General features: G+C 58.0%; 22 protein-coding genes and 1 pseudogene. 14 read left to right on the forward strand and 9 right to left on the reverse strand.

The features are described 5' to 3' along the window. Nucleotides 1-3 precede the first annotated feature (3 nt). The 3 genes from LB453_RS01770 to LB453_RS01780 are packed head-to-tail and all read right to left on the reverse strand — an operon-like array spanning nucleotide 4 to nucleotide 4,061. Nucleotides 4-1,509 (reverse strand): sugar ABC transporter ATP-binding protein, encoded by a 1,506-nt coding sequence (locus LB453_RS01770; protein ID WP_103796690.1) that lies wholly within the window; start codon nucleotides 1,507-1,509, stop codon nucleotides 4-6. Beyond that, nucleotides 1,506-3,023, reverse strand: a complete 1,518-nt coding sequence (gene xylB, locus LB453_RS01775) for a xylulokinase (RefSeq protein WP_103796691.1) — start codon at nucleotides 3,021-3,023, stop codon at nucleotides 1,506-1,508. Before xylB ends, LB453_RS01770 begins: the two co-directional genes overlap by 4 nt. Before the next feature lie 3 nt (nucleotides 3,024-3,026). Next, nucleotides 3,027-4,061, reverse strand: a complete 1,035-nt coding sequence (locus LB453_RS01780; protein ID WP_103796692.1) for an NAD(P)-dependent alcohol dehydrogenase — start codon at nucleotides 4,059-4,061, stop codon at nucleotides 3,027-3,029. Between the two features lie 221 nt (nucleotides 4,062-4,282). Here LB453_RS01780 and LB453_RS01785 point away from each other — a divergent pair, with 221 nt between their 5' ends. Further along, on the forward strand, nucleotides 4,283-4,825 hold the full coding sequence (locus tag LB453_RS01785; RefSeq protein ID WP_103796693.1) for a D-lyxose/D-mannose family sugar isomerase: 543 nt from the start codon (nucleotides 4,283-4,285) through the stop codon (nucleotides 4,823-4,825). Between the two features lie 83 nt (nucleotides 4,826-4,908). After that, nucleotides 4,909-5,910, forward strand: coding sequence for a LacI family DNA-binding transcriptional regulator (locus LB453_RS01790; RefSeq protein WP_103796694.1), 1,002 nt, complete (start codon nucleotides 4,909-4,911; stop codon nucleotides 5,908-5,910). 134 nt (nucleotides 5,911-6,044) lie between these two features. Here the strand turns inward: LB453_RS01790 and LB453_RS01795 are convergent, their stop codons facing one another. Continuing rightward, entirely contained in the window at nucleotides 6,045-7,532 is a 1,488-nt protein-coding gene (locus LB453_RS01795; protein WP_103796695.1) for a PLP-dependent aminotransferase family protein, read from the reverse strand. Between the two features lie 411 nt (nucleotides 7,533-7,943). Between LB453_RS01795 and gabP the strand changes: the two genes are divergently transcribed. Then, complete coding sequence (gene gabP / locus LB453_RS01800) at nucleotides 7,944-9,359, forward strand: GABA permease (protein ID WP_103796696.1); 1,416 nt, start codon at nucleotides 7,944-7,946, stop codon at nucleotides 9,357-9,359. 105 nt (nucleotides 9,360-9,464) lie between these two features. Here the strand turns inward: gabP and LB453_RS01805 are convergent, their stop codons facing one another. Together LB453_RS01805 and LB453_RS01810 are read right to left on the reverse strand one after the other, a co-directional pair. Beyond that, nucleotides 9,465-10,349, reverse strand: coding sequence for a siderophore-interacting protein (locus LB453_RS01805; RefSeq protein WP_103796697.1), 885 nt, complete (start codon nucleotides 10,347-10,349; stop codon nucleotides 9,465-9,467). A 15-nt stretch (nucleotides 10,350-10,364) separates the two neighbouring features. Next, the gene (locus tag LB453_RS01810) at nucleotides 10,365-11,543 is read right to left on the reverse strand and encodes an MFS transporter (protein ID WP_103796698.1); all 1,179 of its coding nucleotides are present in this window, start codon (nucleotides 11,541-11,543) and stop codon (nucleotides 10,365-10,367) included. 164 nt (nucleotides 11,544-11,707) lie between these two features. Here LB453_RS01810 and LB453_RS01815 point away from each other — a divergent pair, with 164 nt between their 5' ends. From LB453_RS01815 to LB453_RS01850, 8 genes are all read left to right on the forward strand, one after another. Then, nucleotides 11,708-13,450, forward strand: a complete 1,743-nt coding sequence (locus LB453_RS01815; RefSeq protein WP_103796699.1) for an IucA/IucC family protein — start codon at nucleotides 11,708-11,710, stop codon at nucleotides 13,448-13,450. After that, nucleotides 13,450-14,397 carry a GNAT family N-acetyltransferase gene (locus tag LB453_RS01820; protein ID WP_103796700.1) on the forward strand — a complete coding sequence of 316 codons (948 nt, stop codon included), beginning with the start codon at nucleotides 13,450-13,452 and terminating at the stop codon, nucleotides 14,395-14,397. The genes LB453_RS01815 and LB453_RS01820 overlap by 1 nt, the downstream gene beginning before the upstream one ends. Then, nucleotides 14,394-16,121, forward strand: coding sequence for an IucA/IucC family protein (iucC, locus tag LB453_RS01825; RefSeq protein WP_103796701.1), 1,728 nt, complete (start codon nucleotides 14,394-14,396; stop codon nucleotides 16,119-16,121). Before LB453_RS01820 ends, iucC begins: the two co-directional genes overlap by 4 nt. Further along, a complete protein-coding gene (locus tag LB453_RS01830) occupies nucleotides 16,118-17,443 on the forward strand; it encodes a lysine N(6)-hydroxylase/L-ornithine N(5)-oxygenase family protein (RefSeq protein WP_103796702.1) in 1,326 nt (441 codons plus the stop codon). The genes iucC and LB453_RS01830 overlap by 4 nt, the downstream gene beginning before the upstream one ends. A gap of 24 nt (nucleotides 17,444-17,467) precedes the next feature. After that, the gene (locus LB453_RS01835; RefSeq protein WP_103796703.1) at nucleotides 17,468-19,657 is read left to right on the forward strand and encodes a TonB-dependent siderophore receptor; all 2,190 of its coding nucleotides are present in this window, start codon (nucleotides 17,468-17,470) and stop codon (nucleotides 19,655-19,657) included. Between the two features lie 176 nt (nucleotides 19,658-19,833). Beyond that, nucleotides 19,834-20,130, forward strand: a complete 297-nt coding sequence (locus LB453_RS01840) for a hypothetical protein (protein WP_103796704.1) — start codon at nucleotides 19,834-19,836, stop codon at nucleotides 20,128-20,130. A gap of 3 nt (nucleotides 20,131-20,133) precedes the next feature. Continuing rightward, nucleotides 20,134-20,433, forward strand: coding sequence for a hypothetical protein (locus tag LB453_RS01845; protein ID WP_146053849.1), 300 nt, complete (start codon nucleotides 20,134-20,136; stop codon nucleotides 20,431-20,433). A 481-nt stretch (nucleotides 20,434-20,914) separates the two neighbouring features. Beyond that, nucleotides 20,915-21,979: an acyltransferase family protein gene (locus tag LB453_RS01850; protein ID WP_103796705.1), complete on the forward strand. Its 1,065-nt coding sequence runs from the start codon at nucleotides 20,915-20,917 to the stop codon at nucleotides 21,977-21,979. Between the two features lie 324 nt (nucleotides 21,980-22,303). On the opposite strand, the gene LB453_RS23375 is transcribed toward LB453_RS01850, so the two are convergent. Continuing rightward, nucleotides 22,304-22,627: a hypothetical protein gene (locus LB453_RS23375; RefSeq protein ID WP_411970172.1), complete on the reverse strand. Its 324-nt coding sequence runs from the start codon at nucleotides 22,625-22,627 to the stop codon at nucleotides 22,304-22,306. A gap of 66 nt (nucleotides 22,628-22,693) precedes the next feature. Here LB453_RS23375 and LB453_RS01860 point away from each other — a divergent pair, with 66 nt between their 5' ends. Together LB453_RS01860 and LB453_RS01865 are read left to right on the forward strand one after the other, a co-directional pair. After that, nucleotides 22,694-23,689: an alpha/beta hydrolase gene (locus LB453_RS01860; RefSeq protein ID WP_103796764.1), complete on the forward strand. Its 996-nt coding sequence runs from the start codon at nucleotides 22,694-22,696 to the stop codon at nucleotides 23,687-23,689. A 65-nt stretch (nucleotides 23,690-23,754) separates the two neighbouring features. Beyond that, nucleotides 23,755-23,937: pseudogene (locus LB453_RS01865) on the forward strand (chromate transporter); the annotation flags it as partial. 87 nt (nucleotides 23,938-24,024) lie between these two features. On the opposite strand, the gene LB453_RS01870 reads toward LB453_RS01865, so the two are convergent. Further along, nucleotides 24,025-24,531 (reverse strand): anti-virulence regulator CigR family protein, encoded by a 507-nt coding sequence (locus tag LB453_RS01870; protein ID WP_224481391.1) that lies wholly within the window; start codon nucleotides 24,529-24,531, stop codon nucleotides 24,025-24,027. Between the two features lie 209 nt (nucleotides 24,532-24,740). Then, entirely contained in the window at nucleotides 24,741-25,175 is a 435-nt protein-coding gene (locus LB453_RS01875; RefSeq protein ID WP_103796707.1) for a rhodanese-like domain-containing protein, read from the reverse strand. Between the two features lie 95 nt (nucleotides 25,176-25,270). On the opposite strand from LB453_RS01875, the gene ftrA reads away from it, so the two are divergent. Further along, entirely contained in the window at nucleotides 25,271-26,269 is a 999-nt protein-coding gene (gene ftrA, locus LB453_RS01880) for a transcriptional regulator FtrA (RefSeq protein ID WP_103796765.1), read from the forward strand. Nucleotides 26,270-26,367: the final 98 nt, after the last annotated feature.

Genomic DNA, 26,367 nt, shown 5'->3' on the forward strand with positions numbered 1-26,367 from the left:
CTGTTATACCGCCAGCTTCATCAGCTCGGCCTGGGTGGCCTGCGCCGCGGTTAATTCACCGGCCAGCTGCCCGTCGCGGAAAACCAGAATGCGATCGCTCATGCCGATAATCTCCGACAACTCGGAGGAGACCATAATTATCCCCTTGTTTTTCATGGCAAATTCCGACATAAAGCGGTAGATCTCTTTTTTGGCACCCACGTCGATGCCGCGCGTAGGCTCATCCAGCAGCAGCACGTCGGGATCGAGCAGCGCCCAGCGTCCCAGCACCACTTTCTGCTGATTGCCGCCGCTCAGGTTGCCAACAATCTGATCGCCATCCGGGGTTTTAACGTTAAAGCGCTTAATCATCTCGCTGGCGCGCGCCCGCTCCTGCTTTTCATTGATAAAGCCCGACCGGCTGATGGCGGCAAAAGAGGAGATATTGATGTTCTCGCTGACCGAGCGACAGAGCACCAGCCCCGTCTGCTTACGGTCTTCGGTGACGTAGGCGATACCGCATTTGATCGCCTCTTTGGGCGAGTGGCGCCCCAGGGTTACGTCGCCCAGCTGAATAGTGCCGCTGTCGGCGTGATGGATGCCGAAGACCAGGTCGAGGAACTCGCTGCGTCCCGATCCCACCAGGCCATAGATCCCGAGGATTTCGCCGCGCTTCAAATGCAGGCTGATATCGTTGATCTTGTTGCGCCAGCGCAGGTTTTTCACCTCCATCATCACCTCCTCGCCCGGCTGGTTGAACTTGGCGAACTCGCTGTCATACTCGCCGCCGATAATGTGTTCAATCAGCTGCTCGCGGGTGATATCGGCGATAAATCCCTCATGGATATAGGCGCCGTCGCGAAAGATGGTGTAGCTATCGGCGATCTGGAAAATTTCCGACAGCCGGTGCGAGACATAAATGATCCCTTTCCCTTTTTGCGCCAGCCGGGTGATGGTCTGAAAAATCTTCTGCGCATCCTCTTCCCCAATCGCGGAAGTGGGCTCGTCCATAATGATGATGTCGGCGTTCGCATGGGAGAGCGCCTTGGCGATCTCCACCAGCTGCTGCTCGGCCACGCTCAGATTGCGCATTTTCTCCGTGGCGGAGATATGGAAGTCCAGCTCCTGCAGCAGATCGCGGGTGCGCTGGTTTAGGGTGGCGAAATCGACGAATCCGAAACGGCGCGGCTCGCGCCCCAGCCAGATATTCTCCGCCACGGTGAGATCGGGAATGGCGCTCAGTTCCTGCTGCACAATGGCGACGCCGGCGGCCAGCGCCTCTTTAGGATGATGAAACTCGCAGCGCTCGCCGTTAATGAAAATGCTGCCGCCGTCGGGCTGAATAAAACCCATCAGGATGCTCAGGAAGGTCGATTTTCCCGCGCCGTTGCCGCCGCACAGCGCGTGGATCGAACCACGCCGCAGGGCGAACTCAGCGTTTTTCAGCGCCACAACCGGACCAAAAGCTTTTTTTACGCCGGTCACTTCCAGCAGATAAGCCGGCTGCTGCGTTTGCGGATCGCGTGTCACAGTGAGACCTCCGGGTAAGCCTGTTGCAGGCGTTGCAGGTAGCGTTGGTAAAGCGCGTCGTACTGCAGCTGGCGTTCGGCGTCAGGCTCGGCGCGGGTAGACTCATCAGGCGAGACAAAACGCCGACAGAGATCGTTCAGCACGCTGTCGGCCTGCTGATGCGGCCCATCGGCCAGCGCGGTTGCCCACATCGCCTGAATCGCACCGCCCAGCGCCGCCGTCTCCTGCACCTTGAGGCAGACCACCGGGCAGCCCATTACGTCCGCCACAATCTGTCGCCAGCGCGGGCTGCGCGATCCGCCGCCGGTAAGACGGATTTCCTGCGCCGCGATGCCCTGACGTCGAAACAGATCCAGGCCGTAGCGCAGACCGTAGGTAGCGCTCTCCACCACCGCCCGGCAGAGGTTGGCGCGGGTAAAGTTATCGCTGTCGAGGTTATGCAGGCTGGCACGCGCATGGGGCAGCGGCGGCACGCGCTCGCCGTTGAAGAACGGCAGCATCTCTAATCCGCCTGCCCCTGGCGCGGCCTGCTCCAGTAGCCGGTTGAACCCCTCTATATCCTCTTCCAGCAGCGCCTGCACCGAGGAGGTCGCCGAGGTGACATTCATGGTGCAAATCAGCGGCAGCCAGCCGTTGGTGCTGGAACAGAAGCTGGCAATCGCCTCTGAATCGGCAACGACTGGCGCATCGGACCAGGCGAACAGCGTGCCGGAGGTGCCGAGACTCATGGTCACGGTGCCAGCCGCGATATTGCCGGAGCCGATCGCGGCCATCATATTGTCGCCGCCGCCGGTGGCGACGCGCGTGGCGCGCGAGAGGCCCAGCTTTTCCGCCGCTTCTGAACGCAGCGTGCCGATACAGCTTTCGGCGCTTTTCAGCGGCGGCAGCGCCTCCCACAGCCGTCCGCTGTCGTCGATAAGCGCCACCGTGTGGCGGTCCCATTCGCGGGTGCGCACGTTCAGCAATCCGGTGCCCGAAGCGTCGCCATACTCCGCAACCCGTTCCCCGGTGAGCCAGAAGTTGAGGTAGTCGTGCGGCAGCAGCACCGTGCGCAGCCGCGACCAGAGCTCAGGATGCTGCTGTTTAAACCAGATGATTTTCGAGGCGGTATAGCCGGTGGCGACCGTTAAGCCTAACTGGGCCAGCGATCCGCTTACGCCGCCCAGCTGCGCCAGCAGCGCGGCGTTTTCCTCAGCGGTTTCGGTGTCGCACCATAGCTTAACGCTGTGCAGCACCTCGCCCTGCTCATCCAGCGGCACAAAGCCGTGCTGCTGACCGGATACCCCCAGCGCCTCGATCCGGCGCGCATCGACGCCCGCTCGGGAAACCGCCTGATGGAAAGCCTCGATCAGCGCCTCGATCCACCACGCCGCCTGCTGCTCGCGCCGGCCGTTAGAGTCGCTGATCAGGCGGTGCGCAGCGCTGCCCTCGCCGAGAATTGCGCCCTGCTCGCTGTCAACGATCACCACCTTGGTGCCCTGGGTTCCGCAATCAATGCCCGCATAGAGCGACATGGGCTACTCCATTTCCAGCATGATTTTGATATCAGAGGGGTTTCCGGCGGCAGCGCGCTCAAAAGCGGCGACGCTTTCGCTGAATTTGTAGGTCTGACTGATCAGCGGCTGAACGCGCAGCTTGCCGCTGCTCAGCAGACGCAGGGTGCGCGGATACATATTGGCGTAGCGGAAAATGGTCTTGAAGGTAATCTCTTTCGCCTGCGCGGCCACGATATCCAGCGGCGCCGCGTCGATCGGCATGCCGACCAGCACGGCGGTCGCGCCCGGTGCGGCATGCTGCGCCAGCGTGGCGATGGCCGGTTTGGCGCCGCTGCATTCGAACACCACGTCAGCGCCGTTGCCGCTGGTCAGCGCGGCGACTCTGGCGGCCAAATCACCGCTTTTAATATTTACCGCGTGCAGCCCCTCGTAGTTGGCGGCAACCGCCAGCTTCTCATCGAACAGGTCGCAAATGATAACGTCTGAGCAGCCGCCTGCGAGCGCCGCCAGCGCCGTCACGACGCCAATCGGGCCAGCGCCGATCACCAGCGCGATATCGCCTGGCTTGATGCCCGCTTTTGTCGCGGCGTGCATACCTATCGCCAGCGGCTCTACCATCGCGCCTTCCGCGAAGCTGACGTTATCGGGCAGTTTGAAGGTAAACGCGCCGGGATGAATAACGGTTTCACGCAGGCAGCCGTGTACCGGCGGCGTCGCCCAAAAACGCACGGCGGGATCCAGGTTATAGATGCCGGCGCGCGACTGGGCAGAGTTGAGATCGGGAATGCCCGGCTCCATGCAGACGCGATCGCCGGGCTTTACGTGCGTGACATTTTTGCCGGTAGCCAGCACTACGCCAGACGCTTCATGACCCAGCACCATCGGCGCCTCAACCACAAAAGGACCAATGCGGCCGTGCTGATAGTAGTGGACGTCGCTGCCGCAGATGCCAACAGAGTGGATTTTGATTTCGACGTCGTTATCACCGAGCGTTTCGTCAAATTCGCGATCTTCAATGGCGATTTTGCCTGCTTCAGCCAGAACCAATGCTTTCATTTTATGCCCCCAGTAAGATCATTCTAATGGTATCGATATCATTTATCTGCGGCGATACTGTCGTAAATAAAGCGGTAAAACTGTGATGATTGTTAAAAAATCGCCATTAAGGCAAATCAATAAACCCCATATCAATGAGTAACATTGACAGCGATCACAGATTATCTGCGGCTGGCCTGCAATAAATGTTATCGATACCATCATGATGAGTTGAGGAAGCGATGATCGAAACCCGTAAATATGTACAGCAAACCCTGGATGCACTGCGCCAGGCCAGTATTACGCTGACGCAGGATGAGCAGCAGCGCATTGAGATCGCCACGTTTGGGCTGCCGGATTACCCGGCTTCCGGCCTGCAGCTGCTGACCTACGTCAACTCGCCGCGTTACTGCGCCAAAGAGATGGTGCTGTTTCCCAGACAGACCTGCCCTGAGCATCTGCACCCGCCGTTCGAAGGGACGCCCGGCAAGCAGGAGACCTTTCGCTGCCGCGCGGGCGAGGTTTATCTCTTCGTGGACGACAGCAGCCTGACGCAGAATGACGCCGGCGGCGCGCCGGTTTGTCGCGTGCCAGAGGGAAGCGAAGAGTGGTACACCTGCACAGCCTACGTTTTGCTGCGCCCTGGCGAGCAGTACACCATTGCGCCCAATACGCGCCACTGGTTTCAGGCGGGGGATAACGGCGCGGTGGTCTCTGAGTTCTCTTCAGAGAGCCGCGATGAACTCGATATTTTTACCGATCCACGCGTCAACCGGCTGGCATAACAATCAGCATTAGCTTCGCACCCCAGGATCTGTCATGATTTGTAAATGATACAAAATGATATGGTTTAATTAAGGAGCCGCAATTGGCAGCAGGTCGGGGACGAAAGGCGACGCTGGCAAGCGTCGCCGCGCAGGCGAACGTCAGTAAAATTACCGCTTCCCGGGCATTTTCTCAGCCAGAGAAAGTGCATCCGGAAACGCTGCAACGCATCCGCGAGACGGCAGAGCAGCTTGGCTACGTCGTCAATACCGCCGCGCGCAACCTGCGGGCGAAAGCCAGTAAAACCATCGGCATCGTCAATCCTGATATGGCTAACCCGTTCTTTGGCGGGCTGACGCGGCTGATGACGCTGGAAGCGCAAAAGCTGGGTTACGACACGCTGGTGTTTGACTCCTGTGAATCGCAGGAAGCGGAAGACCGCATTATCGACAAGCTGATCGGCTACAACGTCGATGCCATTATCCTCTCCGTGATTTCCAACGACGTTAACTATCATCCCGCCTATATGAAGCGACTGGAAATTCTCAATATTCCCGTTGTGCTGGTGGATCGTGAGCTGCAGGCGTCGCACTGCAGCGGCGTCTATATCGACAACCTGGACTGCGGTTTGCAGACGGGGCGCTGGCTGTTAGAGCAGCAGGCCAGCCGCGTCGTCGTGGTTTCGGGGCCGGAGAATTCCAACGTTGCGCGTGAAAGAGTGACCGGTTTGCAGGCGGCGCTGCAGGGCAAGGTGGCGTCGCTGGAGATTTTGCACGCCGATTTCTTTATGGACGCCGCCTGGCGGGAAACCAGCCGCTGGCTGAGCAGCCATGCTGCCCCGGACTACTTTGTCGGCTGTAATAACCAGATCTCGCTGGGCATTATCAAAGCCTGCATTGAGCACAAGCTCCGCCTGATGGAAGAGGTCAGCCTTTTCAGTATTGACCATCTCACCCACGCCGAGATTTACGGTTTCCATTTCCCCTGCGTCACCCACGATCTCCAAGAGATCGCCTGGCAGGCGCTGAATCTGGCGATCCGCCGCGTGCAGGACCCCGACAGCAAGCCAGGCAAGGTTATCGTGCGCGGCAGGATCGCGCCATAGCGCGTGAGCATTCGGCCTGCGGGCTGGCGATCCAGCCCAGGGCCTAAGCTGACTGATAAGCGCGGAAGCCGGTTTTGCTGACAGCGCGATCGTCTGGCTGACGCCAGAGACGATTTATCTGACCGCGGGATAAGCTACTGGGCATTGATCTCGACGCCCGCAGCGATCAGACAGCCTTTTAAAACGCCAAACGCATCCTGACACTGCCGCTCATTGACGCAGGCGTAGCCAAGCAGCAAACCGCGCGTGCGCTGGGGATGCATATAGTACTGCGAGAGCGGCCGCACCTTTACGCCGCGCCTGAGCGCTTCGGCGGTGATGGCAACATCGTCACAGCCGTCTGGCAGCCGCAGCACCAGATGCAGCCCTGCCTCATGGTTGACCGGCGGTAAAAACGCCGGGCCCAGGTAGCGCTCAATCAGTTTGCATAAAAACTGACGCCGCTGGCCGTAGAGCAACCGCATACGGCGGATGTGATCCATATAGTGTCCCTGGCGGATAAACTCGCCCAGCGCCCGCTGGATCAGCAGATGGCCGCCGCGGTAAAGCTCGGTCGCCGCGGTGCGCATCGGCTCAGCCAGCATCTTCGGCACGACCATGTAGCCAATGCGCAGCGCCGGGTAGAGCGTTTTGCTGAAGGTGCCCATATAGATCACCGGCGCATCCTCTTCCAGCCCCTGTAGCGACGGCCAGGGGGTACCGGAAAAGCGAAACTCGCTGTCGTAGTCATCCTCGATAATCCAGCTGCCGTGACGCCGCGCCAGCGCCAGCAGCGCTCTACGCCGCGCCAGACTCAGGTGTGCGCCCAGCGGGTATTGATGTGACGGCGTCACAAAGATCATTCGCGGCGGCGGGCCTGAGGCGGGCACAATCCCCTCGTCATCGACGGGGATGGCGCGGATTTTCAGGCCGTTTTTACGCAGCAGGTTACGCGTGCCCCAGTAGCCTGGCTCCTCCATCCAGACCAGATCGCCTGGATCCCCCAGCACGCAGGAGACCAGATCGACCGCCTGGTGTATCCCTTCGGTAATCAGGATTTGATCGGCATCGGCTTTCACCGAACGCGCGACGCGCAGATACTCCACCAGCGCATGACGCAGATCGGGACAGCCGCCGCCGCTGCTGTAAATCAGCCGGTGAATATCGGGCTCGCGATTGAGCCGCGCCTGGATCTGGCTAAAGAGTTTATGCGGAAATTCAGTGACGTCGGGCGCGCCGGGAACAAAAGCTCCCCACTGGTAGGGTGATGCGGTGGCATGCCCTAACAGCGTTGCGCCCCGCTTTGACAGAGTGGCCGGCAGCGGCGCGGCGGTGGGCTGAAGCAGTTCGATGGCCTGGCTTTGCAGGCAGATCTCCGGCAGCGTATCCGCAATCCAGGTGCCGCTGCCGGTGCGGGCCGTGACGTAGCCCTGTGCCATCAAACTTTCATAAACATGCAGTACGGTGTTTCGCGATACGCCCAGCTCGCGCGCCATGTCGCGCGTCGGCGGCAGGCGTCCACCGCGCGGGAAAACCCCTTCAATAATAGCGGCCTGTATGCAGGCCAGCAGCCTCTGCTGCAGCGAGCCGCTCTGCAAAACCTGCAGTCGCTCTAATAAGTGATCGGCATATAACAGCTGCAATTGGCTCCATCCCACTCTCTGAAATTGGCTCTGGCAACTTACCTCTTCGCACGCATTAATAAAAGCGTTTGTCGAGAATTGTAAACAAAACGTATCAGCGAGGGTAATAAGATGAGCGATCAACAGAGTCTGATACAGCCGGGGAAAGCAGTCGCTTTGCCCTGTCGCACCGGGACGTTGTGCGCATGGCCTGGCGCACACCCGTTAACAAAATTTATCCATACCGCCTCCCCGGCGACGCCCAGTCACCGCCGCGCTGAGACAGCGTTGCGGGCAAAGGCGGCCGACAGTGGCCCCCTGATGGCGCAACGTGCGTCATAACCGCCCGATACTTTTCGGTTCGCTGCCGCGAGCCTTTCCCCCTGCTCGTTCCTGACACCCAACCCCGGGAACCGTTCTGGAGACGTTTTGATGACGAGAATGCAGAGTGCGAATGAAGATGCACTGGCACAAAATTTAAAGCCGCGCCATGTGCGCATGCTGTCCATTGCCGGCGTGATTGGCGCTGGCCTGTTTGTGGGATCGGGACACGCCATTGCCGAGGCGGGCCCGGCGGTGCTTATCGCCTACGCCGCCGCCGGTGCGCTGGTGGTGTTGATTATGCGTATGCTGGCCGAGATGGCGGTTGCGCTGCCCGATTCCGGCTCGTTCTCTACCTATGCCGATAAGGCGCTCGGCCGCTGGGCTGGATTCACCATCGGCTGGCTCTACTGGTGGTTTTGGGTGCTGGTTATTCCCCTTGAGGCTAACGCGGCCGGCACCATCCTGCACGCCTGGTTCCCGCAGATCGCCATCTGGCAGTTTACGCTCGCCATTACGCTGATTTTAACCCTGACCAATCTGCTGAGCGTCAAGAACTACGGCGAGTTTGAGTTCTGGTTCGCGCTGCTCAAGGTCGCGGCGATTATTGCGTTCTTATGCGCCGCCGGCCTGGCCGTATTTGGCTATCTGCCCAACAGCGGTGCCAGCGGGCTGCAGCATCTTTATGATACGCAGGGGTTTATGCCCAACGGCTTCGGCAAGGTAATGGCGGCGATCCTGACCACCATGTTTTCGTTTATGGGCACCGAAATTATCACTATCGCGGCCGCCGAATCGAAGAACCCAGGCAAGCAAATCACCCAGGCCACCAATTCAGTTATCTGGCGCATCGCGCTGTTCTATCTGCTGTCGATATTCTTCGTGGTCGCCCTGGTGCCGTGGAATTCACCGTCGCTGGTTGAGCATGGCTCCTATCAGACCGTGCTGCAGGCGATGAATATTCCCCACGCCAAACTTATCGTCGATATCGTGGTGCTGATCGCGGTGTGCAGCTGTCTTAACTCGGCGCTCTATACCTCTTCACGCATGCTCTATTCGCTGTCGCGTCGTAAAGATGCGCCTGCGGCGGCATCCCGCACCACGCGCAGCGGAACGCCCTGGATTGCGGTGCTGCTCTCCACGGCGGCGGCGTTTGTGGCGGTGGTGGCTAACTACCTGGCACCCAGCGCGGTGTTTGAATTTCTGCTGGCCAGCTCCGGCGCCATCGCGCTGCTGGTATACCTGGTGATCGCCCTCTCTCATCTGGTGCTGCGCAAAAAGCGCGAGAAAGCGGGCGAGCAGCTGAGTTACCGCATGTGGCTGTTCCCCGGCCTCACCTGGGTGACCATTCTGTTTATCGCAACCGTGCTGGTGTGCATGCTGTTCAATAAGCAACATCAGACCGAACTGCTGGCGACCGGCGGCCTGGCGCTGGTGATTGTTATCGCCAGCCTGCTTATGCCGCGCAGAAAGCTTCAGCAGCAGCGTGCCCGCTTCTACGCGGTACGCTCTTCCGAAAACAGCTGATCGCGCCCGCCTCAACGCGCCGCGCGCTTAACAGTCGCGGCGCGCTCCAGCCTCGCCGCTTGCGGCACGCCGTTGCGGCAGCCATTTAGCGGGTCGAAATGGCCGCTAGCCCTTGCTCCAGTAGGCCATAAAGCTGACGCTCTCGCTGGCCAGCTGGCGCTCGTTCACCAGATAGCGCCGGATATGTCTCACCGCAGAGGACTCGGCGGCGACCCAGCCATAGAAACGATTGGGCCTGCGCGCTGCGCCGTGCCACAGACGCGCCTGTTCAACCTCAAAAGAAGCCGGAGCGGCGCTGAGCGCATAGTCAGGCAGGGAGAGGTTCGCCTTAACCGCCTGCAACAGCGCCGCGCCGTGCGCCGTTCGGGTTCGGTCGCGGGGAAGCCAGAAGACCTGCGCAAAAGCGTATTGTCGCCAGTCGAGACTATCCTCTGCCCGCGGCACTTCCTGAAAAATCTGCAGGGCGGGCGGCGACGCCATATGCGCCACCTGCTCAAGGATACCTTTTACCGCAGGCAGCGCGGTTTCATCAGCGACCACCAGCGCGCGCGCTACCTCGGGATTGAGGTGCCATTCATATCCGCCGCTGTCGTCGACGTGCTGCCGGTTGGGCGCGACCATCTGCAGAGCATCGCCCGGCGCGGCGCGAATGACCCAGGCGGAAGCCGGCCCCGCTGTGCCGTGAACAACAAACTCGACCTCTGCCTGACATTCGACGGCGTTGACGGCGCGAAGCGTGTAGGTGCGCGGCACGGGCCGCTGCTCCGGCGTCAGGGTTTTAAGCTGCTCGCGCCAGGGGGTGTGCCTGTTTAACGAGGCGGGAAACCCCTGCGGCGACGGAAAGAGGATCTTGATACGCTGATCGGGTCCGTCTCGCTTTATCATCTCCAGCTCTTCGCCCGTAAAGAGGCAGCTCACCAGAGAGGGCGAGAGCCATCTTTTGCGCAGCAGCGTGACATTGAATAAGCGGTAAGGGGGAATCGCGGCCATAAAATTTCCTGACGTTCAGCGCGCGCTTTCCGCGCTTGCCGTTGTTCGCAGCCGACAGGCCACCATAAAGAAGATTGCTGATGCTATCCATGCCCCCGCCAGCAGGTGAGTCTGCCCCCATCGCCACGAGATAACGGGGATCAACAGGGCGCTCAGGCCGTAGCCCAGGGTGTGGCTGGTGGCGATCAGTCCCGCCCCTTTGCCGAGGGAGAGTTTTTGATTCAGCAGCAGCTGGTAGGCAGGCGTCGCCATCGCGGCGCCGAATGAGGTGACAACGATCCCCGTATAGAGCCAGGGCAGATTGCCAGCGACCATCATGCCCAGCCCTGCGCTCATCAATACCGCCGCGCTCAACAGCAGCGGCTGAATCTGCAGCCGCTGCGGCCTGACGATCAGAAACTGCGCCAGCAGGGTTGCGATGGCGGCCAGGCTCAGCAGCCAGGCGATATGACGGCTGACCGCAGCGGGCGCGGCCATGTAATCGCGCAGCGCGGGCGCCAGCCCGATCTGCATCAGACTGATGCAGAGCGCAAGCAGCGCCGCCAGCACAAGAAAGGGCAGCAGACCGCTATGCCAGCGCGCGGCCTGATGCGCCACCGCTTCCAGTGGCGGATCGCCATACTGGCGGCTGATAAAGATCAGGGCGAAAAGCGGCCCGGCGGCCATCAGCCACAGGGGCGCCATGGGATAAAGGCTGAGCGCAAATGCAGCCAGAGGCGGCCCCAGTAATCTTCCGCAGCTCAGGCCGGAACTGATGACCGCCAGCGCCGCCATGCGCTTCTCCGTGCCTGAGCGCTGCATCGCCCAGGTCTGCGCGGCGGGCACCATGCCCGAGACGGTCAGGCCGTAGATGGTACGCGACAGGATCAGCACCCCAACGCCAGCCGATATGCCGAGCTGTTTTTCCGCCATCAGCCAAACCGCCAGCGCCAGGAGGGCGAAACTTGCCAGATAGCCGGACAGCGACGCTACCACGACAAATTTGCAGCCTTTCACCTCAGATACGCGCCCCCACCAGGGCGAGGCGGGCAGGAACAGCATCGAGCCAGACATTAATAAACCGGCCCAGGTGGAGAGCGTCAGACCGGTCATCTGCACCAGCTGCGGCAGCATAACCAGTAAGCCGTTCTGACCAATTCCCAATAAGCCAGCGCAAAAGGCCAGCGGCCAGACTGATTTTCCCGACGCCGTCATAGCGCGCCGTTATGTAATAAGTGACACATAAATGTAAAGACACCGTAAAAAACATGGATATACAGCTGAAGATATGTTTACGAATATTGCAAAATTGGTTGCCATTGTAAATTAAATAATTATCATAACGATAATCATTATCAGTTAAGAAGTGAGATTATCTTATGGATGGCTTCTCTCAACCGGCTGGCGTTGACGTGGCGGCGCAGTGCTTTCTCAATGCGCTTTTACGCGAAACGCGCGACTGGAACTACGTGGCAGGCGGCGCGCCCGAACGGACGCACTTTATTGAACTGCCCCTGTCATCATCGCAGGTTCTGCGTTTGCCGCTGCGCTACTTCTCCCCTACGCAGCATCATCACTATCAGTTCCCCGCGCTGCTCATCAGCCCGACGTCGCCCGAGGGTGAAGCCGTCTCCTTTGACACGCTGGTTTCGCTGATAGTGGCAAAGCCGGCCATTCGCGCGGAACTCAGCGGCGAGGTCATCGAACGTTTTCAGCAGCGCGTCGGCGAAAGCCATGCGAACTGCTGGCAGGCGATTAATCTGCGTCATCGCTGGCCTGCGCTGCGCAAAAAACCGCTCTCATTTTCCGAAGCCGAACAGGCGCTGCTGGTGGGTCACGCGTTCCACCCCGCGCCGAAATCGCACGAACCCTTTAATGAAGCCGAGGCGCGCCGCTATCTGCCTGAGTTCGCTTCCGACTTCCCGCTCCACTGGTTCTCCGTCGACAGCGACCATGTGGCGGGGGAAAGCCTCGGCCTGACGCTGCGCGCCCGTCTGCTGCGCTTTGCTGCCCAGAGCGCGCCCGCCCTGCTCAGCCAGTTTACCGACCAGCGCTGGCTGATCCCGATGCATCCCTGGCAGGCGCGTTATCTGCTGACGCAGGCGTGGTGCCAGCGGCTGATCGCCAGCGGCGCGCTGGCAGATTTAGGGGAAAGCGGCACCGCCTGGCTGCCCACCAGCTCGTCGCGTTCGCTCTACTCTCCTGCCAGCAACGATATGATCAAATTTTCACTGAGCGTGCGCCTGACCAATTCGGTGCGAACCCTGTCGGTGAAAGAGGTGAAGCGCGGCATGCGCCTGGCGCGTCTGGCTCAAACGCCGCGCTGGCAGCGGCTACAGATGGACTACCCCACCCTGCGCGTGATGCAGGAGGATGGCTGGGCCGGGCTGCGCGCCGCGGATGGCGCAATCCAGGAAGAGAGCCTGATGGCGTTTCGCGTCAACAGCCTTTTCGACACCCCGGAAACCCAGACCAACGTGCTGGTAAGCCTGACGCAGGCCGCGCCAGACGGCGGCGACAGCCTGCTGGCGGCGGCAGTGAGAAGGCTGAGCCACCGGCTCGGGCTAACGCTCAGCCAGGGGGCGCAGTGCTGGGTAAACGCCTACTGCGATCGCGTGCTGCTGCCGCTGTTCGCCACGGAAGCCAATTACGGCCTGGTGTTGCTGGCGCACCAGCAAAACATCCTGGTGGAGATGCAGCAGGATCTCCCGGTCGGACTGCTCTACCGCGACTGCCAGGGCAGCGGCTTTACGGAAAACGCCGCCGACTGGCTGGCGCAGATTGACGAAACCGATGCGGAAAATTGCTTCAGCCGCGAACAGGTACTGCGCTACTTCCCCTATTACCTGCTGGTCAACTCCACGCTGGCGGTCACCGCCGCGCTAGGCGCCGCGGGCTTTGAGACAGAAGAGCGTCTGATGGCGCAAGTGCGCGACAGGCTGACGGCGCTGCGCAGCCAGGTCAGCGATACCCGCAGCCTTGATTACGTGCTCGACAGCCGACACTGGAACTGTAAAGGCAATTTCTACTGCTATCTCTATGACCACAACGAAAACACCATCGCCGATCCGGCGGTGATCTACTTCGATTTTCACAATCCGTTCTACAGGGAGAAGCCGTAATGCCAAACGCGCATATCGTTCATGGCGACGCAGGTTTCCGCTGTGCGCTGACCGGACAGGCGTTGCCGCTCATGCTCGGGCTGGACAACAGCGCCTCGCTGCCGTTGATGCCGACGATACCGGACGGCTGGCTTGCTGATGCGATCGATCAGCTGCTGGTGGCGGCACCACAGCTGAGCGGCGTTCATCTTCCCTGGGCGCAGTGGCATCACAATCCCCAGGCGCAGGCGCTGTTCGCGGCGGTGAACGGCGACTACTTTTCACGAGACACCTTCTGGCAGCTGCCGCTCTGGCTCCGGGGCGAGCAGCCGACGGCGAGCGGGAAAATGCAGTTTGATGAAGCGCGTCAGATTTTTTATCCCGTGCGTCCGCCCAGGCCGGATGGGGAAATCTATCGGCGCTACGATCCGCAGATCAAGCGAACGCTCAGTTTTCGCGTCGCCGACGTGGCGGAGGACGCCGTGCGCTTTACGCGCTGGATGAACGCTCCCCGCGTTAACGCCTTCTGGGAAATGGCGGCACCGCAGCCTGAGCAGGAAAGTTACCTGCGCAAGCAGCTCGACTCCGCCTACTGCTTCCCGGTGATCGGCTGCTTCGACGACCAGCCGTTTGGCTATTTCGAGATTTACTGGGCGGCGGAAGATCGTATTGGTCGGCACTACCGCTGGCAGCCATACGATCGCGGTCTGCATATGCTGGTGGGCGAAGAAGCCTGGCGCGGCGCGCACTTTATTCGCAGCTGGCTGCGCGGGCTGACGCACTATCTGTTTCTCGACCAGCCCCGCACCCAGCGCATCGTCGCGGAACCGCGTTACGACAATCAGCGCCTGTTCCGCCATCTGCCGGTTGCTGGGTACCAGACCCTTAAGGAGTTCGACTTCCCCCACAAGCGCTCTCGCCTGGTGATAAGCGAGCGCAGCCGCTTCTTTACGGAGGTGGGCTTATGATGTGGGCGCGCGTCAACCGCGAGATGATCGCTAAAATTCTCGCCGAGCTGGAGTACGAACGGACGCTGCGCGCGGTGGAACGATCCGCAGGCCGCTGGGAAATCACCGTGGGCCAGGCGCGCTGGGAATTTGCCGCCAGCCGCGGCATCTGGGGCTGGCTGCATATCGACGCTGACTCGCTCAGCGGCGGGCCGATGGAAGCGGACGCCCTGCTGCGCCAGCTGGCGGTGACGCTGGAGATGAGCGACGCCCAGACGGCGGAGCATCTGGAAGATCTCTACGCCACGCTGCGCGGCGATCTGCAGCTGCTGGAAGCGCGCCGGTCGCTGAGCGCAGACGATATGATCGCCCTGGACGCAGATGAGCTGCAGTGCCTGCTGAGCGGACATCCCAAATTTATTTTTAACAAAGGGCGTCGCGGCTGGGGAGTGGATGCGCTGCGCGCCTATGCGCCGGAGTATCGCAACCGCTTTCAGCTGCACTGGATTGCGGTGCGCCGGGAGAAGCTGGTCTGGAGCCACGAAGAGGCGTGCGATCTCTCTGCCCTGCTCGCCAGCGCCATGGATGAGGCGGAGCTGGCACGCTTTTATCAGCACTGGCAGTCAGCCGGACTCGATGAGAGCTGGATTGCCCTGCCTGTTCATCCCTGGCAGTGGCAGCAAAAAATCGCGCTTCATTTTCTGCCGCATCTGGCGCGTAGAGAGATGGTCGAGCTGGGCGTCTTCGGCGATCGCTATCTGGCGCAGCAGTCGCTGCGCACGCTGACCAACGCCAGCCGCCCTGCGCGCTTCGATATTAAACTGCCGCTGACTATCTATAACACCTCCTGCTATCGCGGCATTCCCGGCAGGTATATCGCCGCTGGGCCGCTCGCCTCCGGCTGGTTAAGGCAGCAGTTCGCGCAGGATCAGACGCTGCGCGCCACCGGCGCCCAAATCCTGGCGGAGCCGGCCGCAGGTTACCTGCCCCATGAGGGCTACGCCGCGCTGCCCGCCGCGCCCTATCGCTACCAGGAGATGCTTGGCGTTATCTGGCGCGAAAGCCCCGCCAGCTACCTGCAGCCGGGCGAACAGGCGGTGCTGATGGCCGCGCTGATGGAAACCGATAATGCCGGACGCCCGCTGATAGACGCCTGGATTAACGCCTCGGGACTGGATGCGGCCAGCTGGCTGAGCCGGATGTTCGAGGTGGTGGTGATCCCCTTCTACCACCTGATGTGCCGCTACGGCGTCGCGCTGATTGCGCATGGTCAGAACGTTACGCTGGTGATGAAAGATCATATTCCGCAGCGCATTCTGCTGAAGGATTTTCAGGGTGATATGCGCCTCGTCGATGCTGATTTCCCGGAGGCGGCGTCGCTGCCCGCTGCGGTGAAAGAGGTAACCGCGCGCCTGAGCGCCGACTACCTGATCCACGACCTGCAAACCGGCCACTTTGTTACCGTGCTGCGCTTTATCTCGCGGCTGACGCTGCGGTCAGGCATAGATGAACGCCAGTTTTACCGGCTTCTCGCCAGCGTGCTGCAGCGCTATATGGCGCAACACCCGGCGATGGCCGATCGCTTCGCCCTGTTCGATCTCTTTAAGCCGCGCATCATCCGCGTCGTGCTTAATCCGGTAAAGCTGACATTTTCAGAGCACGACGGCGGCAGCCGGATGTTGCCCAACTACCTTACCGATCTCGATAACCCGCTCTATCTGGTCACCCAGGAGTCTCCAAAATGAAGATCTATGATTTCATTGGCATAGGCGTCGGCCCCTTTAACCTGAGCGTCGCCGCGCTGGCTGAAGGACTGGAAGGTTTTAGCTCCCTGTTTCTCGAACGCAAGGCCCACTTTGCCTGGCACCCGGGCATGATGGTGCCGGACTGCGCGATGCAAACCAGCTTCCTCAAAGATCTGGTGAGCGCGGTTGAGCCGACCAGTCGCTATAGCTTTGTGAACTATCTGGTGCAGCAGAAGAAATTTTACCGTTTCCTCACTACCGAACAGCGCACCGTCTCCAGAGAGGAGTTTTCCGACTACCTGGGCTGGGTGGCGAAGCGCCTGAGCAATCTGGCGTTTAACCAGCCGGTCACCCGCGTGACGTTTAACGATGCGACGCGCCTGTTCACGGTTGAAACCGCGCAGGATCGCTTTCTGGCGCGCCATATCTGCCTCGGCATCGGGAAACAGGCCAGGCTGCCGGCGTGCGTTACGCAGCAGAGCGATCGCTGCTTCCACGCCAGCGAAATGATGCTGCGCCGGCCAGATCTGCATGGCAAGCGCGTCACCATCGTCGGCGGCGGCCAGAGCGGAGCCGATCTCTTTCTTAATATCTTCCGCGCCGAGTGGGGCCAGCCCGCGGCCCTGAACTGGGTGTCGCGCAGGAATAACTACAACGCGCTGGATGAAGCCGCCTTCGCCAACGAGTACTTCACGCCAGACTATCTGGAAAGCTTTTCGACGCTGGACGCCAGCGCGCGCCAGCTGATGCTGAATGAACAGAAGATGACCTCAGACGGCATTACCAGCGAGTCGCTCCTTGCCATCTACCGGGCGATGTATCACCGCTTTGAGGTGCTGCGCGAGCAGCCCTGGGCGCGACTGATGCCGTCGCGCTCGGTAATCTCGCTCGATCAGACGCAGGAGGCGCAGCAGCTGAGGCTGCGTCACCATCTCGATCATGGCGAAGAGCAGCTGGCCACCGACGTGGTGATTTTTGCCACCGGCTATCGCTCCTCGCGCCCCGCGTTTCTGGCGCCCGTGGCGCATCGTCTCCAGCTCGACCGGGACGAAAATTTCCAGATCAACACCGACTTCACCCTTAACTGGGACGGCCCGGAAAGTAACGCCCTTTTCGCCGTCAATGCCGGGATGCAGCGCCTCGGCATTGCTGAACCCCAGCTCAGCCTGATGGCCTGGCGCGCCGCCCGCATTCTCAACCGCGCGCACCCGGACGAACCTTTTGAGCTGAGCACGACCCCCGGCGTGATCCAGTGGCGCACCCAGCAGCCGGAGAATCACGTTCGGGATCCTCAACACACCGTTAATACCGTTCAGTTTTAAACACTTCATCGGAAAAAAATAAAAATGAAACAGCCGTATCTGTGGGTTTTGAATCCTTGTTTACTTGCGATGCTCTCTTCCGGCGCCTGGGCCGAAGAGATAAAAGAGGATCAGATGGTGGTCTCTGCCAGCCGTACCCACCGCAGCGTGGCGGAAATGGCGCAAACTACCTGGATTATCGAGCAGCAAGAGATTGAGCAGCAGGTTCAGGGCGGCAAGGAGTTAAAAGAGGTGCTGGCGCAGCTGATTCCCGGCATGGACGTCAGCAGCCAGGGACGAACCAACTACGGCATGAATATGCGCGGTCGCTCAATGATGGTGATGGTGGACGGCGTCCGTCTTAACTCGTCACGCAGCGACAGCCGCCAGCTGGACGCGATCGATCCCTTCAATATTGAGCGTATTGAAGTGATTTCAGGCGCCACCTCGCTCTACGGCGGCGGCAGTACCGGCGGCCTGATCAATATCGTCACCAAAAAAGGGCAGCCGGGCACGCAGGCGGAGCTGCAAACCGGCGTGAAAAGCGGCTTCAACAGTCATAACGATCGCGATGAGAACCTGGCGGCGGCGGTAAGCGGCGGCGATGACAAAGCCTCGGGCCGCCTGTCGGTAGCGTATCAGCGCTATGGCGGCTGGTATGACGGCAAAGGCAATGAGACGATTATCGATAATACCCAGACCGGGCTGCAGTACTCCGATCGTCTGGACGTAATGGGCACGGGCACGCTCAATATCGATGAGAGCCAGCAGCTGCAGCTCACCACGCAATATTTCAAGAGCGAGTCGGACGGCAGGCATGGCCTCTATCTGGGGGAGAATTTCTCGGCGGTGACCGGCTCCGGCCGCGCCTATAACTCAGGCAACCTCGACTCCGATCGCCTGCCGGGCACCGAACGCCACCTGATTAACCTGCAGTATTCCAACACCGACTTTTTCGGCCAGGATCTGGTGGCGCAGGTTTACTATCGCGACGAGAGCCTGACTTTCTATCCCTTCCCTACCCTCAGCCGTAATCGCGTCTCCAGCATTGGCGCCTCGCAGCAGAAGACCGATTTCTATGGCGGCAAGCTCACCCATAACAGCCAGCCTGTCGACGCGCTGACCCTGACCTACGGCGTCGACGCGGACCATGAGACCTTTGACGCCAACCAGCAGTTTTTTGATCTGAACAGCGCGGCGCAAAGCGGCGGCATGACGCTGAAAAATGCCTATAACGTCGGGCGCTATCCCGGCTACAGCATTACTAACCTCGCGCCGTTCCTGCAGTCGAGCTACGACATTGACACCATCACGCTGAGCGGCGGCGTGCGCTACCAGTATACGAAAAACAAGGTGGACGATTTTGTTGGCTATGCGCAGCAGCAGGCGATCGCCAGCGGTCAGGCCAGCTCGGCGGATGCGGTGCCGGGCGGCTCCACTGACTACAATAATCTGCTCTTTAATGCCGGCATTCTGGGTCGCCTGACCGAGCGCCAGCAGCTGTGGTTTAACTTCTCGCAGGGCTTTGAGATCCCGGACCTGGCAAAATATTACGGTTCCGGCACCTATCGCTTAGCCAACGGGCATTACAACCTCACCAACAGCGTTAACGTCAATGATTCGAAGCTCGACGGCATTAAAGTTGATTCTTACGAGCTTGGCTGGCGCTTTACCGGCGACAGCCTGCGCACCCAGCTGGCGGCTTACTACTCGCTGTCGGATAAAACCATCAGCATTAATAAAAGCGATATGACGATTAACCTGGACGACGACAAGCGCCGTATTTATGGCGTAGAGGGCCAGGTTGATTACTTCTTTGATAACAGCGAGTGGAGCAGCGGCGCTAACTTCAACATTATCAAATCTGAGACGCGCGTAGAGGGTAAATGGGAAAAGCTCACCATCGACAGCGCCAGCCCATCCAAAGTCAGCGCCTGGCTGAACTGGGCGCCGGGCGACTGGGATCTACGCGTCCAGAGCACGCAGACCTTTGACGTTTCCGATGCTGACGGCAAGAAAATCGATGGCTATAACACCGTGGATTTTCTGGGCAGCTATGCGCTGCCGGTCGGCAAACTCAGCTTCAGCGTAGAGAACCTGCTGGATAAGGATTACACCACGGTATGGGGCCAGCGGGCACCGGGGCTCTACAGCCCCACCTACGGCGATGCAGCGCTTTATACCTATAAAGGTCGCGGCCGCACCTTTGGCCTGAACTACTCAGTGCTGTTCTGATTGCGCCCCGGCGTCTGCTGTGACGGATGCCGGGCAACGCGCTGACTCTGCGCGTAAGTCTCCTCCTGCTAAAGGGGGGCTTACGCGTTTTTATTTAACCAGGCGGACAATAAACTGGCACAACCGCAAAATTAAAGTAAACTTAAATTAAAATCGAAAAATTGAGGACGGTTACCATGCCAGTATATGACATCTCAATTGAACTACGCGGGAAAGTGAACGCGGCTGAAGAGTACCGAAGACTTCGTAACGCCATGAATAACAATGGATTCCGCCACAGCATTTCTAACGGGAGCCAACAGAGTTACTGGCTGCCGAGAGATCTCTTTACCTATGAGGGAGATATATCGAAACAGGAACTGATGGACCGCGTTTATAACCTGCTCACTGAGTTTGTACCGGCGCCAGGTGTGATGGTAACAGAGTCTGTAGGGCGCTGCTGGCGCGGCCTCAGGGAGATCGAGGGCTTTTAAGCTGTGAAGGTTACAGATCATCTTCCAGGTTTAAGCAAACTTAACTTGCAACGCTCTGTTAATCAAGCCAGCGAAGGTTATACGCCAGGCAAAAACCTGCCCGCCCTCGCTTTAGGGAGGGAGATAACAGTGAAGGGGCATAAAGCGCAGCGCATTCAAGCCGCTGACTTTGCCGCCGTCCTGAGCAGGACAAAAAGGTCACTGCCTTATAATAGCGGACACGGTAAAAAGATGGCGGTGTCAGAACTGGCTGAGCACGCTGGCTCTTGCTCAGCAGGCTTTTTCAGCGCAGCAATTAACTGATATATCACTATCAGGCATTTAAATATAAATAAACTTATAAGCCTGCTAAGTAATTTTGCCACTCTCAAAAAGACAGGTAGATATACGCGAAATGTCAATCAATTCCTCAGCGCTCTGCTGTACGGATAAGGGATTTATAATTTAGATAATGTTGACACAAGGAGGTTAGCAAAAGAGGTGCAGGAGAAGCAGAGTTACCCTTTATTGACAAAAAACGGTGGACTTAATTTGACATTTGAAAAAAGAGCATAACTGAAAATCAGGCTGTCGCCCTTACCTGCTTTTCGACCATTGATGCCTCATTGCTGCACTTTTATTACAACTCTGCCTGACTAAAGTATGGGCTTGTTTTTTTACAGACAGTAGCCAGTTCAGCTTAATTTATCACTCAGGTTTCCAGGATAATTCTGCTTGAGTGTAAATCTGTGTCAATGTTAATTTCACGCTACCTCTTTGCTTCATTTTATTAATAAGGGAATTTATGCGCCCACGTATTACGCATCTCGATGGCATGCGCGGTTTAGCCATCCTGATGGTCATTGCCTATCATGCCTATGCACGATGGCCTGAACTCTTACCTTACGTGGCGACGACGCAGCAGATCCCGCTGCTGGCATTTGGCTGGGTGGGCGTGCAGCTCTTTTTTATGATCTCGGGTTTTGTCATTTTTATGACGCTGGACAAATCGCGCGGCTATATCCATTTTCTGAAAAAACGCTGGCTACGTCTGTTCCCGGCCATGCTGATTGCCAGCTTTCTACTCTATATCTCAGGCGGATTCTTTCCAGAATCGACGGTGATTACCGGAGAAAGCAAAAACCTTATCCCCGGCCTGATATTTGTTAACCCGGAAACCCTGTCGCAGCTTACCGGGATTGAATTCAGCTCTATGGCAGGCTCCTTCTGGTCGTTATATGTTGAAGCGCTGTTTTATCTGATTATTGGTGCGGTCTATTTCACTGCTGGCCGTAAATATTGCCTGCCGGCGCTGCTTGTGCCGATGTTATTACTTTCGGCTTCGTCGGTACTGAAATCCCTTGGCCATCCCTTATTAATCGATGTGATTTCAAAATTCGGTTTTATTCATTACGCCTGGTTTATGGTGGGCTGTCTGGTTTATGAACGCCTGCACGGGCGCGATCAAGGCTATCACTATGTGCTGGTATTACTGGCCCTGCTAATCAATTTCAGCTATTACGTTAAGCACGACGGTGTTATTACTGTCGTCCCCTTAGTCGTGGTCATGCTCTTTTTTATAGCCAGCTTCTATTCAAAACAGATGGAGCGCTGGCTTTCCGTGCGCTTTTTCACCGCTATCGGGTTTGTCAGCTATGCGCTTTATCTGATTCATGAAAACCTGATGATCGCCATGATGATTAAGCTGAATGCCTGGATCAAGAGCGAAGCGGTGATGATAGCACTGCCAATTGTGGTGGTCGCCGTGCTCTATTATATCGCCTGGCTTATCAGCAAATATGCTGAGCCGGCGCTGCGCAATGCGCTAAATCTTGTAGTGGATGGTCGGGTCAGGGCAAAAGAGAGCTGACGGCGTTTGCCACAGCAGTAAGCGTTTCCAGCCGGGCCGGAAACGCTTACTGTTACAGAAAGATATCTCCCCTGTAGCGCAATTTTCCTGAAACTAACCTCTCTCACAACCAGCACATCAGCCAGAGGTTGCGCTGCTGGCGTTGCGACCAGCAAACCTGTCCGCCCGAAACCGGGACGCTTACCGAAAGAGCGTCATCACAAGGCTCCTTTGATGGTCGAGCAGGAAGTCCGCCAGACCCCTCCTGGCAATAGCGACTGGATAAACCTCCCTGGCAGGCCGACCCGACGGCCCGCGCAGTAATTACCGCCATCAATAACATGCTTACCGGCCTGATGATCGCAGTGTCGCATAAGGCGTGACTGAGCCGCCGCCAGCAACAAAACCGGCAGTTGAAAGGGCGCATACGCCGGGTAAATAGCGAGGAAGCAGGCCGATTATGATCGGTATCAAAAAGTTCTGTGCTACCGACAGGTAAAAAAGCTCAGTCTCCGTGGAACCGAAGCGGCAACGGAATAGCGTTTGTCTCACGCGTGTCGTTTCCAGGCAGAGCATCAAGGGCAGTAAAGTACTCAAAGCAGGCATTTTTTTGCTCAGAAAGGCGATGATTCCGCACTGATTTTTAACCTGAAAATCATAAAGCATCATGGATAAAGAAAGAAAAGGATATAAAGTATGAAATACTTTTGTACCTTCCTGACAGGTGGATTTTTAATGATTTCAGCAGCAACCGTAGCGATAGCTTCTGATAACAATAACCTCCCCGGATACGTTCAGGGTGCAGATATCATTCAGGTTAATACCACCCAAAGTCAGACAGATAACATCGGTGATGTGGTCTATGCGCAGGTAAAAAGTGCACGCTCAGTACGACAGTTACATATGTCTGTTCTCGTTCCCCGAAACAGTGACCTGAAGCCAGCCATCATTTACTTCCCCGGCGGGGGGTTCACCACGGCTGATCGCGACAAGTTTATTGAGATGCGTATGGCTCTGGCTAACGCCGGCTTTGTCGTTGCAGCAGCAGAATACCGCACCATTCCTGACACCTTTCCGGCACCAGTTTTGGATGCCAAAGCTGCGGTAAGATATCTTCGCCAGCATGCGAATGACTATGGTATTGACCCGGCACGTATTGGCGTACTCGGCGATTCTGCCGGAGGATGGCTGGCTCAGATGTTGGGGACAACCAATGGCGATCACTCTTTTGATAAAGGTGATTTTCTCAGTCACTCTTCCGATGTTCAGGCCGTCGCCACAATTTATGGAATTTCTGACCTGCGCAACATAGGTGAGGGCTTCCCGGAAGAGATACAGAAAGTTCATCACTCTCCGGCCGCAACTGAAACGCTGTTGGTTAATGGCGTGGCCTTCAGAGATTTCGCTGGCGCATCCATCACATCCACACCGCAGAAAGCCCTTGCTGCAAGTCCCATCGGACATCTTAGCGGACCCAAGCCCCCCTTCCTGATTATGCACGGCAGTAAGGATACTCTGGTATCACCTGAGCAGAGTGCTCGACTTTATGACGCTCTCAGGAAAGCGGGAAATCAGGCAGACTATGTGCTGGTTGACGGCGCTGAACATGGCGATTATCAGTGGTATCAGCCGGTGATCATCAACAGAGTTGTTGACTGGTTCCTTAAAACGCTGGGCGCTCCGGTAAAACAGAACGGTAAATCAACAGCAGAGCCTGATGCAAATCTCTGACATCCGTATAATTTTCTAACAATAAGACAATCAGGCGCCAGACGCCAGACGCCAGACGCCCTTTTTTAGCAGACGCTGTAGCCGCCTGCCTCGTGACGTGGTTTACCTTTTTGCCCTCCTTCATCTTTATTCTCACAGGCGGCCCCTTTATTGAAACCACCCATAATAATGTCGGGTTTACGGCGCCCCTGACGGCCATTCCCGCCGCTGTGGTCGGCGTCATCCTTAATCTGGCACTCTTTATTGTCATTACGGGAATCGCTTTGCTGGTTATATTGTTAGCTGAGCGAACGGAGTAAACGTTAGCCCCGCAACGCGGGGCTATCAAAATCATCTTAGTCAAATACGCCGTTGATAACGGCCGTAACGACAGCTGTGCTCAAAGCGATAAGGACTAAATCATCACCAACGGCTCGCCACTCGTAGCCGGGATAATAGGGCAGGTCATTAAGCATGGATGCCGGCAGCGTTTTTTTAGCGATACCCGGCGGCAAGGGTTTACCCCGCGCAACTTTTTTGGCTATTCCTGGGGGCAGTGAGCGATAGCCGACCAGGCCATAATTAACGGCAAGAGAACGTGCAAGAGAGAAGTTAATATCCGACTCGACGTTATCTGGTCGCGCATAGTTCTTGCGATTTCCATGTTTGTCCTTCGCCCCGGCATTTCCCTGCCCTTTGTTTCCGTGCGCACCATTATTACCGTGATTGCCGCTGTTACCGTGGTTGCCGTTGCCGTTGCCGTTGCCGTTGCCGTTGCCCGGGTTTGCATAAGCCGGCGCAGCAAAAACGGCAAAAGATATAATCACCGCAAAAAGTGCTTTAAGAGGGCGATGCTTAATCATGATTGTTTCCTTAGAATTATTTCATACCCGCCAAAAATATAAGTGGCAGCGACACGCTTAACAATCTCACGTTTTCTTAAATGAGATCCATCTTATAAGTAGAGTATAAACGCCCTCACCCGTAGCCTGACCTGCGCCACAACATTTTTGCCCCTCACGGCGGGAAGAGACCGCCCTTTCCGCTGGTGCCACGGAAAGCGCGGTCAGACTTAGCATTCGCAGGAGAAGCCGTCGACGGGCACCGCGCTCTCTGCCCGCTGCAGGGCGAGCCCTTCGTCAACCCAGCCGGTTATGCCGCCGAGCATCTCTTTGACAAAAAACCCCAGGCTCGCCAGGCGAACCGCTGCGCGATGCACGCCGTTGCAGTGCGGCCCAGCGCAATAGACAACAAACAGCGTGTCGCGCGCATAGGCGGCCATGCGCTCCTCAGTGATGGCGCGCGTCGGGATATTGATCGCGCCCGGTACGTGCGCCTGTAAAAAGGCGTCGTTGCTTCTTACATCGACCAGCACATAGTCGACACTGCCTGTTTTCTGGCTGTGATAAACATCGGAGCAGTCGGTCTCAAAGGCGAAACGACGGCTGAAATGGTGTAACGCTTCTGACGGTGACGCTGGCGCAACTTCGCTGATTAAACTGGTCATTTTCGCTCTCTCCTCTCTGAATGTGGGTTGATTGTATGAAGCGCCCTCAGCCTGTTAAAGTGGCGGTTCTGACAATAACCGGTATTTTTCCGCCAATGATCAATAACGCGGGTTTAGTGGCCGTTCTGGCCTATGACGGGCTGTGTACTTTTGAGTTCGGCATTGCGGTAGAGCTGTTTGGTCTTCCCCGACCCGAATTTGATTTTCCCTGGTACCAACACCGTATTGTCTCGGTTGACGCCTCGCCGGTGCAGGTTTCAGAGGGGATTCAGATCCTGTCCCGTTTTGGCGTGGAGTCGCTTAGCGAGGCGCAGACCATTATTATTCCCGGCTGGCGTAATCGCGATGAGAGGCCGCCGCAGGCGCTGCTGGACGCCCTGTGCGATGCCGTCCAGCGCGGCGCGCGCCTGTTGTCGATCTGTTCAGGCGTTTTTGTTATCGCAGCGGCTGGCTTGCTAAACGGCAGGCGCGCAACCACCCACTGGCGTTATACCGACGAGCTGGCAGCGCGATATCCTGACATTACCGTTGACCCGAACGTGCTTTACGTCGACAGCGGGCAAATCATTACCTCAGCGGGCAGTGCGGCGGGCATCGATGCCTGTTTGCATCTGATCAGTCGCGATTACGGCACCCATATCGCCAATATCGTCGCGAGACGTTTAGTGATGGCGCCGCAGCGTTCGGGTGGTCAGGCGCAGTTTATTCCCTCACCCGTTGCGCAAAAGCCGCGCGATGAGATCGCACCGGTGCTGGAGTGGGTACTTCAGCATTTAGACTGCCCGCTCTCAGTCAGCCAGATGGCGAAGCGCGCTCTGATGTCGGAGCGAACCTTCCTGAGACGATTCAGAGAGGCGCTGGGTATGACGCCCAAAGCCTGGCTGCTTCAGGCGAGAATGAATCTGGCACGGGAACTGCTGGAAAATAATCAGCTGCCAAACCAGCAGATTATGGCGCGCTGCGGATTCGGATCGATGGAGAGCTTCCGCGCCGCATTCCGTAAATCGGTGGGAATCTCGCTTTCAACCTATCGCAAGACCTTTGGCGGCTTGAGCAGTGAAAGGCCCTGTCCTGTCAGCGTGTTTGAGCAGTAACGTAATCGACTATGGGCAGCTAAATGCTAAAGCTGCCCGGCGGCAGGCCGATAACAAGTGACAGGATCTCAAATTGCTCCGGTAAGATCTTTAACCGT

It is taken from the genome of Pantoea agglomerans (assembly GCF_020149765.1).
Classification (GTDB): domain Bacteria; phylum Pseudomonadota; class Gammaproteobacteria; order Enterobacterales; family Enterobacteriaceae; genus Pantoea; species Pantoea alvi.